A 9981-nucleotide genomic window follows, 5' to 3' on the forward strand; every position below is an offset into this window, starting at 1 on the left:
CTCCGAGTTGCCGCGACGTTACGGCCGTGTTTCATCACACCGGAATGGCCGCCGCTCACACATCTACGGCCACCGAAGTGTGCGGCGAGTTCCGGGTCCGGGCGGTCTGCCCAGGTCCGGTTGGTAACGTCCGCTGCGTGCCCTCCTCCCTGTCCCCGGCCGCCGGCCCGGCGCCGACGCGCGCCCGCGACCGGCGCGCCGACCTGCTGGTCACGCTCGCCGCACTGGCCCTGGCTCTCTGGGTGACGAGTGGCATGTGGCGGGATCCGAACAGCCGCGCGATCACGGTCAACTCCAGCGACCAGGCGCTGTTCGAGTGGCTGCTGGCGTTCGGCGGGCACACGCTGACGCACGGACAGAACCCCCTGTTCACCACGCTGATCAACGTCCCGGACGGGGTGAACCTCGCGGTCAACACCTCGATCACCGTGTACGCGGCGGTCTTCGCACCGCTGACGTACCTCATCGGGCCGCCCGCGACGTTCCTGGTGATCCTCACGCTCAACCTGGCCGCGACGGCGGTGGCCTGGTACTGGCTGCTCAGCCGCCACCTGGTGGGCAGCCGGCTGGCCGCCGGCGTGGGCGCCCTGTTCATCGCCTTCTGCCCGGCGATGGTGTCGCACGCGAACGCGCACCTGAACTGGACCGCCGGCTGGCTGGTGCCGCTGCTGATCTGGGGCGTGTTCCGGCTTCGGCGCCCGGGCCGGGCGGTCACCGGCGGGGTCGTGCTCGGCCTGCTGGTCGCGGTCGCCTTCTCGATCGCCGCCGAGGGGCTGTTCTTCACCGCGCTGGCGCTCGGGGTGTTCCTCGCGGTGTGGGCGCTGCACCCGGCCCGCCGGTCCGAGGTACGTGCCGCGCTGCCCCGGCTGGCCGCCGGGCTCGGCGTGACCGCGCTCGTCGCCGGGGTGCTGCTGGCGTACCCGCTGTGGCTGCACTTCCTCGGACCGCAGCGGTTCCACGGCACCGGGTTCGACCCACTGATCCACTCCGAGGACATCGCCGCGTACGGGTCGTACCCGCGCCGGTCGCTGGCCGGCTGGGCCGGGTGGGGCACCTCGCTGGCACCAAACCCGACGGAGGAGAACTCGTTCTTCGGCGTACCGCTGCTCGTGCTCGCCGTCGCCTGCTTCGCGCTGCTGTGGTGGCGCGCGGACCGGGCCTTCCGGGCCACGCTGGCCGCGCTCGGGGTGACCGCCGTGGTCTTCGCGGTGCTGTCCTGGGGGCCGACCGTGAAGTGGAACGGCCGCCGCTTCGACCAGACGCTGCCGTTCGGGGTGCTGGACAACTTGCCGGTGATCAACGCGGCGCTGCCGTCCCGGCTGGCGCTCGTCGTCGCGCCGGTCATCGGCCTGCTGCTGGCGTACGCGATCGACACGCTGCGCGCCCGGCCGCCACGGCACCGGGTGAGCGGGCTCGCCTGGACGCTCGGCTTCGTCGCCGCGCTGCTGCCGCTGGTGCCGACCCCGCTGCTGACCAGCGTCCGGGAACCGATCCCGGCGTTCATCACGAGCGGCGCGTGGCAACGCTACGTCCCGCCCGACGGGGTGCTGACCCCGCTGCCGCTGACCGTCGACGTCTACCCGGACGGGCAGCGCTGGCAGGCGCACGCGCTCGCCCACCGGCAGGGTGAGTTCCGCATCCCGGCCGGCTTCTTCCTCGGGCCGGGCGGGCCGGAGGGCCGGGGCCGGATCGGCCCGGTGCCGCGCACCTTCGACTCGCTGATGGACCAGGCCGGGAAGACCGGGCTGGTGCCGATCATCACCGACGGCAGCATCCGGGCGTCGCAGGCGGACCTGCGCTACTGGGGGGTACGCGCGGTCGTGCTGCCCGACCGGGTGCACGGCGCCAAGTACGACGTCGACGAGGAGGCGCTGCGGCGCACCGCCACCGCACTGCTCGGCCCGCCCGAGCGGGTGGAGGACGTCTGGCTGTGGCGGGTGCCCGCCTGATCGCCGCCGCGGCGCGACGGCGACGAGGCTCACGGGTCCGGTTCCCGCAGGGCGGGACTAGGCTGGACGGGTGAACGTGACGACTTCCGGGCTGACCGCTGTCCGCGCCGGCCTGCTCGACTACCAGGCCGCCTGGGACGAGCAGCGCCGACTGCACGAGTCGGTGGTGGCCGGCGAGCAGGGCGACACGGTGCTGCTGCTGGAGCACCCCAGCGTCTACACCGCCGGCAAGCGCACCGAGCCGTGGGACCGGCCGATGGACGGCACCCCGGTGGTGGACGTGGACCGCGGCGGGAAGATCACCTGGCACGGTCCGGGGCAGCTGGTCGGCTATCCGATCGTCCGGCTGCCCGACCCGGTCGACGTGGTCGCGTACGTCCGGCGCACCGAGCAGCTTCTGATCGACGTCTGCGCCGAGTTCGGCCTGGCCGCCGGCCGGGTCGAGGGGCGCAGCGGCGTGTGGGTGCCGGAGGACGACAGGGGGCCGGCCCGCAAGGTGGCCGCCATCGGCATCCGGGTGGCCCGCGGGGTCACGCTGCACGGCTTCTCCGTCAACTGCGACTGCGACCTGGGTTTCTTCGACCGGATCGTGCCCTGCGGCATCCGCGACGCCGGAGTCACCTCGCTGACCGCCGAGCTGGGCCGACCGATCACCGTCGCCGACGTGCTGCCGGTGGTCGAGCGGCACCTGCCGACGCTGACGCGGGTCTGAGCCCGGTGCGGCTCGACCTGGTCACGCTCGTCGTGGCCGAGTACGACCCGGCCATCGCGTTCTTCACCGAGGTGCTCGGCTTCGACCTGGCCGAGGACACGCCCTCGCTGACGAACGACGGCCGGCCCAAGCGCTGGGTTGTCGTACGCCCGCCGGGCGGCGGCACCGGCCTGCTGCTGGCCCGGGCGGACGGGGAGCACCAGGCCGACGCGGTGGGCGACCAGACCCACGGCCGGGTGGGCTTCTTCCTCCAGGTCGACGACTTCGAGGCGGTGTACCGGCGGATGCTCGACGCGGGCGTCGAGTTCGTCCGGCCGCCCCGCACCGAGCCGTACGGCCGGGTCGCGGTCTTCCGCGACATCGCCGGCAACCCCTGGGACCTGCTCGGCCCGGCCTGACCGCTCCCCTGCCTCCCTCGCCTCCGCCCCTCGTCCCACCCGAGCCGCCCGCCTGTGCGGTCTGCGTGGTCCCGCCCTCGGCCACCGCGCATCCGGTCCGCGCATCCGGTCGGCGGCGCGGCGGCGGCCGGTCCGTAGTGCCAACCGCTCAGGACCGTCCGCCATCGATCACGGTAGGTGACAATGCCGCGCCCACCGCGGGTGGCCTCCCGCCGACTTTGCTCTGCAGCCGGATCCGCAACAGTCACTCCTGGTCGACTGTTGCGTCAAGGGCTGCAGAGCAAAGTGCGCAGACACCCTTCCCTCCCTCCCGAGGCCCGTTCGACATAACCCCAGCTCAGCGCGACCTGGCGGCGTCGAGGGCATCCCAGCCACTCCGAACCCGAGCTCACCGAGCGTGACGGCGAGGCGCGCCGACCTCTCATCACTCTCGGTGGTCGGACGGAACCGGTTCGGGAGGGCGGCGGCTTGGGCGAGCCCTTGCCCCCGCCGCCGTCAGGGGGTGAGGCGGTGCAGGTCGCGCGGGAAGGCGGTCACCTCCCGGACGTTCGCCGCGCCGACCAGCCGCGCGACGAACCGCTCCAGCCCGATCGCGAAACCGCCGTGCGGTGGCATGCCGTGCCGGAACGCGTCCACGTACCCGGCGTACGGCTCCACCGGCTCGCCCCGCGCCGCCAGGGCGGCCAGGTAGTCGGCGTGCCGGTGCAGCCGCTGCCCGCCGGTGACCAGCTCCACGCCCCGGAACAACAGGTCGAAACCGTTCGAGTACGCGGGCCGGGCCGGGTCCGGATGGGTGTAGAAGGGGCGCTTCGCCATCGGGTACCCGGTGACGAAGAGGAAGTCGCTGCCGTACTCGCGCAGTGCCCACTCCCCCAGCGCCCGCTCGTGCCCCGGCGCCAGGTCGGGTTCGTCGGCCGGCGCCCCGGCGATCTTCAGCGCCTCGGTGAAGTGCACCGCCGGGATCTCGTCCGGCACCGCGGGCGCCGTCACGCCGAGCGTGGCCAGCGCACCGCCGGCCCGATCGCCGACGGTCGACACCATCCCGGCCAGGGTGTCCCGCAGCACCGCCATCACGTCCCGGTGGTCGGCCACGAATCCCAGCTCGACGTCGAGCGAGGTGTACTGGGCCAGGTGACGCGCCGTGTCGTGCGGCTCGGCGCGGAACACCGGCCCCACCTCGTAGACCCGTTCGAAGACGCCGACCATGAGCTGCTTGTAGAACTGCGGCGACTGGGCCAGGTAGGCGGGCCGCCCGAACCAGTCCAGCGCGAACACGTTCGCGCCGCTCTCGGTGGACGAGGCGACCACCTTCGGCGTGTGCACCTCGACGAAGCCCTGCCCGTCGAGCGTGGCCCGGAAGCCGGACACGGCCGCCGCCGAGATCCGCAGCGCGGCGGATCGGCTCGGGTGCCGCAACGCGGTCGGCGCGTGGTCGAGCTGGGTGGGCAGGGTGGCGGCGAGCACCGGCCGGTACAGGTCGAACGGAGGCGGAACGGCGGGCGGCCCGAGCGGACGTACCGTCGGCTCGACGACCTCGACCCCGGCGGGCGCGGCGGGGTTCGCGGCCACGGTGCCGACCACCTCGACGACCGTCTCCTCGGTGAGCGTCTCGATCTGCTCCCGCACGGCGGGCGCGGCCACCACCACCTGGGCGAGCCCGGCGGCGTCGCGGAGGATCAGGAAGGCCACCGACTTGAGCAGCCGACGGCGGTGGACCCAACCGGCGAGCCGCACGGTGGCGCCCACATGGGCGGGGAGTTGGGTGGACAGGATGCGTTGCACGACTACCTCCTTGACCAATCGCAACGCGATCCCCAGGGAGGTGTGGGCGAGCGGGAACCTCGCGGTGCCACCACACCTTCGCCCCCGCCGAAGCGGGAGCCTCGTTCGTCGCCTTTTCACCGGGGCCGGCCGGGCGGGCTCTACTGGGCGCGTCGCGCCGTTCTTCCCGCAGCTCGGGAGGGTCTTCGCGGGCCGGTGCCAGACCGCCTCGCAGCAACCGGCGGCTCTCTCGACTGGCGGATCGGCCCGTTACTCGGCTCCGTCACAGCTCTGCCCGGCACGCTAGCACCGCACCCGCCGTGCTGTGACCGGTTTTTTTCGCCCCTGGTGTCCGGTGTCACAGCGATTCCGGCGTGACGGCCGTCGCCCGCCGTTCATCGACCGGCGCCGACCGGCGTACGCTCGGTTTTGTGACGATCGAGCAATCCGCGCCGACGACTGAGCAGCCTGCGCGCCCCGCGACGGTCGCCCCGGAGGGGCGGCGCATGCTGCGGATCGAGGCACGCAACGCCGAGACGCCGATCGAGCGCAAGCCGCCATGGATCAAGGTGAAGGCCAAGATGGGCCCGGAGTACACCCAGTTGCGCGGGCTCGTCTCGCGCGAAGGGCTGCACACCGTGTGCCAGGAGGCCGGCTGCCCCAACATCTACGAGTGCTGGGAGGACCGGGAGGCCACCTTCCTCATCGGTGGTGACCAGTGCACCCGGCGCTGCGACTTCTGCCAGATCGACACCGGCAAGCCGGCCGAGTTCGACGCCGACGAGCCGCGGCGCGTCGCCGAGTCGGTCGCCGCGATGGGGCTGCGTTACGCGACCATCACCGGTGTCGCCCGCGACGACCTGCCCGACGGCGGGGCCTGGCTCTACGCCGAGACGGTCCGGCAGATCCACGCGCTCCAGTCCGGCTGTGGTGTCGAGCTGCTGATCCCCGACTTCAACGCCGTACCCGAGCAGCTCGCCGAGGTCTTCGGCTCGCGGCCCGAGGTGCTGGCGCACAACGTGGAGACCGTGCCGCGCATCTTCAAACGGATCCGCCCGGCGTTCCGCTACGAGCGCTCGCTTGACGTGATCCGCCAGGCGCGGGCCGACGGCCTGGTCACCAAGAGCAACCTGATCCTCGGCATGGGCGAGGAGCGCGCCGAAGTGTCCCAGGCGCTGCGCGACCTGCACGAGGCGGGCTGCGAGCTGATCACCATCACGCAGTACCTGCGACCTTCCCCCCGGCACCACCCGGTGACCCGCTGGGTCAAGCCGGAGGAGTTCGTCGAGCTGCGCGAGGAGGCCGAGGAGATCGGCTTCGCGGGCGTGATGAGCGGCCCGCTGGTCCGCTCGTCGTACCGGGCGGGTCGGCTCTACCAGCAGGCGCTCGCCGCCCGCGAGCAGGTCGCCGTCGCCGGCTGAGGCCGGCCGGACACCGCGTCACCCACCGCCGGCCACCCGCCGGATGCCATGATCACAGGCATGACCGCCGGGGTACGCGAGGAGCCACGCGAGACAGCACACCCTCGTACGCCCCGGCGGCTGCCGTTGCCGACACTGCTCGCCCTGCTCGTCGGGTTCGCCGGGGTGGGCTACCGGCTGGCGCTGCTGTTCGCCGACGTGCCGCCCACGAACAGCGACGAGGCGACGATGGGGCTGGCCGCCCTGCACATTGCCCGCGGCGACGACTTCCCGATCTGGTTCTACGGCCAGGCCTACATGGGCACGCTGGAGGCGTACCTGGCCGCGCCGCTGGTCGCGCTGGCCGGACCGTCGGTGCTCGTGCTGCGGCTGCCCACGCTGGCGCTGTACGCCTCGTTCCTGCTGCTGTCCTGGCGGCTGACCCGGCGGCTCGGCGGCGACCGCTGGTACGCCCTGCTCGTCGTCGCCGTGCTGGCGCTCGGCTCGGACCGGGTGGTGAAGAACCAGCTGATCGCCGGTGGCGGCTATCCGGAGCTGAACCCGGCCGGTGCGGCGCTGGCGCTGCTGACGGTCGGGCTCTGCCTGACCGGGGCGGGCGCGCGGCTGCCCCGTTGGGCGGCCTGGGGCCTGATCTGCGGGGTGCTGCTCTGGGTGGACCCGCTGATCCTGCCGTACGTGCTGACGCTCGGCGCGCTGCTGGTGGCCCGGCGGTGGCGGGAACTGGCCGGGCGGGCCGGGGTGGTGCTGACCGGCGCGCTGCTGCTGGGCGCGGCCCCGATGCTCGTGGACAGCATCGGGCACGGCCGCAACCCGGCGACCGCGGTGCTGGCCGCAGGTGGCACGGGCGCGCCGTCGGACTGGGCGGACCGGCTGCACGGCGCGCTGGTCCTCGGTCCGTCGCTGGCGACGGGCTTCTGCTCACCCGGCCGGTGCGCCACCTGGCAGCTCTGGTGGGCGGTGGCGTTCCCGGTGCTACTGGTGCTCGCCGCGCTCACCGCCTGGCACACCCTGCGCCGCGTCGGCGGCGGTCCGGGCTCGGCGGAGCGGGTGTCGGCCGGGGTGCGGCTGGCGCTGCTCGGCGGCGCGGCAGGGGTCATCGCCGCGTACGCGGTGAGCAACGCGGCCGGGCAGACGCCGATCGAGAGCAGCCGTTACCTGTCGTGCCTGGCGGTCGCCCTACCAGCCCTGTTCTGGCCACTGTGGCAGGCCGCCCGCACGCTCGCCGCACACCGGCTGACGGCGCAGCGCCAGTTCGCCGAGGTGGCGGCATCGGGGGAGGGCGGATACCGCCATCCCCCCGACGTGGAGTCGATCAAGGCGACGGGCGGGCGGCCGGCCGGGAGGATGGCCCGGATGGCGGGGGTCGGGGCGCTGGCGGTTGTCGCGGGGGTGCTCGGCACCGGCGTGGCGGCCACCGTGGACGTGGTGCGGACCGCGCCCGACGTGCACGCCGAGGCCGACCGGCACCGGTCACTCGTGGACACGCTCGGCGCGCTCGGCGTGCGGAACGTCCGCGGCGGCTACTGGACGTGCAACCGGCTCACCTACGCGACCGGCGAGAACGTGGTCTGCGCCGTGGTCGACGACGACCTGAGCCCCGGTTTCGACAGGCTGCCCGCGTACCGGCGGGAAGTGGCCGCCGACCCGGACGCGGCGTGGGTGGCACCGGTCGGCTCACCGCTGGCCGCGCGGCTGGACGAGCGCGTCGGCGCCGAATCGGGGGCGCTCGACGTCGTCACCGTGGCCGGCTGGCGGATCTACCTGCCGCGCCGCTGACCCGGACCCGGCGCGGATTCGCCTCCTTACCGGCGGGCCGGTTCGGGCCGGTACGGCGGTAAGGTACTCAGCCCGCGGCGGAACAGGCGGCCACGGATCAACGTGATGTGCGCCGACCACTAGACTCTGCGGCATGGCAAAGCCCCAGGAGAAGGTCTCGTTCGGCCAGCGGCTGAAGCAGATCGGGATGGTGTTCCGGTTCACCGCCAAGCAGGACAAGTGGTTCGCGCCGCTGACCGCTGCGGCGGTGCTGATCCCGCTCGCGCTCACCGTGGTCGCGGTGCTCGCCTGGGGCTGGATCTGGCTGCCGATCGGCATCCTGCTCGCCCTGCTCGCCGTGCTGATCGTGCTCAACCTGCGCTCCAACAAGGCGATGATGAACGCCGCCGAGGGGCAGCCGGGCGCGGCGGCGCAGATCATGGAGAGCATGCGCGGCGACTGGCGGGTCACCCCGGCGGTCAGCTCCACCACGCAGATGGACATGGTGCACCTGGTGGTGGGCCGGCAGGGCGTGATCCTGCTGGCCGAAGGCAACCCGCAGCGCGTCCGTGGCCTGCTCGGCCAGGAGAAGCGCCGCCTGGCGAAGGTGATCGGCACGGCTCCGCTGCACGACTACGTGATCGGGCAGGGCGAGGGTGAGTTGCCGGTCCGCAAGCTGCGGATGACGCTGATGCGGCTGCCGCGTGCCCTGTCCCCGAAGGACGTCAACGCCCTCGACAAGCGGCTCAAGGCGCTCACCGCACGGCCGCAGATGCCCAAGGGCGCGATCCCGAAGAACATGCGGCCGGCGCGTGGCGCGTTCCGGCAGACCCGGGGTCGCTGACCTGCGGCGTACGCGGAAAGGAGCCGGTCCCCGTGCGGGGCCGGCTCCTTTTTCGTCCGGGTCAGCGGCGCGGGGCGTCGGTGACGACCGACCCGGCGAGCCGGTCGTGCAGGCCGCGCCGGTGCTCGTCCATCAGCAGGGCCGGCACCACGAGGGCCAGCAGGAGGCCGCGCAGCAGCCCCCGGAGCAGCCCGATCCGGCCGTCGTCGGCCCAGGACACGCAGCGCAGCCGGGTCAGGTACATGCCGGGGGTCTGGGCGAACAGGCCGATGAAGAAGCCGTACTCCAGGATCAGCACCAGGACCGGCGGCCAGCCGTCGCGGACCGGGTCGGAGAAGGCCCGGGCCACCATCAGGCACAGCACCCAGTCGATGACCAGGGCGCCGAAGCGGCGGCCGAGGCTGGGCGGGGTGAAGGCGGGGTCGGTGGCGGGCGGCACCGGTGTGGCGGCGGTATCGGTCACAGCGGCCAGGGTAGCGCCGCTCCCATCCTTGACGAAAAATACGACATACAGCATCAGAGCGTGCCGGGATGACGCTCCGCAAGCGACGTAACACGGCGGAAACAGACGAGACACGGCCGGGCAACCCCCCGGTCATAGCGTCGCCAGTAGCCAGCTACCGGAGTGGACCTGCCAGGAGGACGTGTGTTCGCCAATTCCGAGGAACTCCTGCGATACCTCGCCAACGAGGACGTGAAGTTCGTCGACGTACGTTTCTGTGACCTGCCCGGCGTGATGCAGCACTTCAACCTGCCGGTCGAGTCGTTCGACGACAGTGTCTTCACCGACGGCCTCGCCTTCGACGGATCCTCGATCCGCGGCTTCCAGGCCATCCACGAGTCGGACATGCTGCTGCTGCCGGACGTCGCCACCGCCTTCATCGACCCGTTCCGGGCGCAGAAGACGCTGGCGCTGAACTTCTTCATCCACGACCCGTTCACCCGTGAGGCGTACTCGCGGGATCCGCGCAACGTGGCGAAGAAGGCCGAGGCCTACCTCAACGCCAGCGGTATCGCCGACACCGCGTACTTCGGCGCGGAGGCGGAGTTCTACATCTTCGACTCGATCCGCCACGAGACCTCCGCGCACCAGTCGTTCTACTACATCGACTCGATCGAGGGCGCCTGGAACAGCGGCCGG

The 9981-nt window shown here is 72.7% G+C and carries 9 protein-coding genes; 7 read left to right on the forward strand and 2 right to left on the reverse strand.

The annotated features are described in order from the left end of the window. Positions 1–44: 44 nt before the first annotated feature. From C569_RS0108630 to C569_RS0108640, 3 genes are all read left to right on the forward strand, one after another. The gene (locus tag C569_RS0108630) at positions 45–1949 is read left to right on the forward strand and encodes a DUF2079 domain-containing protein (RefSeq protein WP_081635918.1); all 1905 of its coding nucleotides are present in this window, start codon (positions 45–47) and stop codon (positions 1947–1949) included. Between the two features lie 70 nt (positions 1950–2019). Then, the gene (lipB, locus tag C569_RS0108635) at positions 2020–2661 is read left to right on the forward strand and encodes a lipoyl(octanoyl) transferase LipB (protein ID WP_018785395.1); all 642 of its coding nucleotides are present in this window, start codon (positions 2020–2022) and stop codon (positions 2659–2661) included. 5 nt (positions 2662–2666) lie between these two features. After that, positions 2667–3059 carry a VOC family protein gene (locus C569_RS0108640; protein ID WP_018785396.1) on the forward strand — a complete coding sequence of 131 codons (393 nt, stop codon included), beginning with the start codon at positions 2667–2669 and terminating at the stop codon, positions 3057–3059. Between the two features lie 495 nt (positions 3060–3554). On the opposite strand, the gene aspS is transcribed toward C569_RS0108640, so the two are convergent. Beyond that, positions 3555–4841 (reverse strand): aspartate--tRNA(Asn) ligase, encoded by a 1287-nt coding sequence (gene aspS, locus C569_RS0108645; RefSeq protein ID WP_026267873.1) that lies wholly within the window; start codon positions 4839–4841, stop codon positions 3555–3557. Positions 4842–5194: 353 nt separating this feature from the next. Between aspS and lipA the strand changes: the two genes are divergently transcribed. The 3 genes from lipA (at position 5195) to C569_RS0108660 (ending at position 8840) form a co-directional block, all read left to right on the forward strand. Further along, a complete protein-coding gene (gene lipA, locus C569_RS0108650) occupies positions 5195–6241 on the forward strand; it encodes a lipoyl synthase (protein WP_196806695.1) in 1047 nt (348 codons plus the stop codon). A 60-nt stretch (positions 6242–6301) separates the two neighbouring features. Continuing rightward, on the forward strand, positions 6302–8017 hold the full coding sequence (locus C569_RS0108655) for a DUF423 domain-containing protein (RefSeq protein WP_018785399.1): 1716 nt from the start codon (positions 6302–6304) through the stop codon (positions 8015–8017). A gap of 133 nt (positions 8018–8150) precedes the next feature. After that, a complete protein-coding gene (locus C569_RS0108660) occupies positions 8151–8840 on the forward strand; it encodes a DUF4191 domain-containing protein (protein ID WP_018785400.1) in 690 nt (229 codons plus the stop codon). A 61-nt stretch (positions 8841–8901) separates the two neighbouring features. Here C569_RS0108660 and C569_RS0108665 read toward each other — a convergent pair whose 3' ends face one another. After that, on the reverse strand, positions 8902–9357 hold the full coding sequence (locus C569_RS0108665; RefSeq protein ID WP_051090459.1) for an RDD family protein: 456 nt from the start codon (positions 9355–9357) through the stop codon (positions 8902–8904). A 129-nt stretch (positions 9358–9486) separates the two neighbouring features. Between C569_RS0108665 and C569_RS0108670 the strand changes: the two genes are divergently transcribed. Beyond that, positions 9487–9981 (forward strand): glutamine synthetase beta-grasp domain-containing protein (locus C569_RS0108670; protein WP_018785402.1); only part of this gene is annotated, 495 nt, incomplete at its 3' end.

The sequence above is a fragment of the Micromonospora sp. CNB394 genome (assembly GCF_000374985.1).
Lineage (GTDB): Bacteria > Actinomycetota > Actinomycetes > Mycobacteriales > Micromonosporaceae > Micromonospora > Micromonospora marina.

What these genes read in the sequence shown, in the direction of transcription:
- C569_RS0108630 (WP_081635918.1), top strand. Translation starts at nt 45, where the DNA reads ATGGCCGCCGCTCACACATCTACGGCCACCGAAGTGTGCGGCGAGTTC.
- C569_RS0108655 (WP_018785399.1), top strand. Translation starts at nt 6,302, where the DNA reads ATGACCGCCGGGGTACGCGAGGAGCCACGCGAGACAGCACACCCTCGT.
- C569_RS0108660 (WP_018785400.1), top strand. Translation starts at nt 8,151, where the DNA reads ATGGCAAAGCCCCAGGAGAAGGTCTCGTTCGGCCAGCGGCTGAAGCAG.
- C569_RS0108665 (WP_051090459.1), bottom strand. Translation starts at nt 9,357, where the DNA reads ATGCTGTATGTCGTATTTTTCGTCAAGGATGGGAGCGGCGCTACCCTG.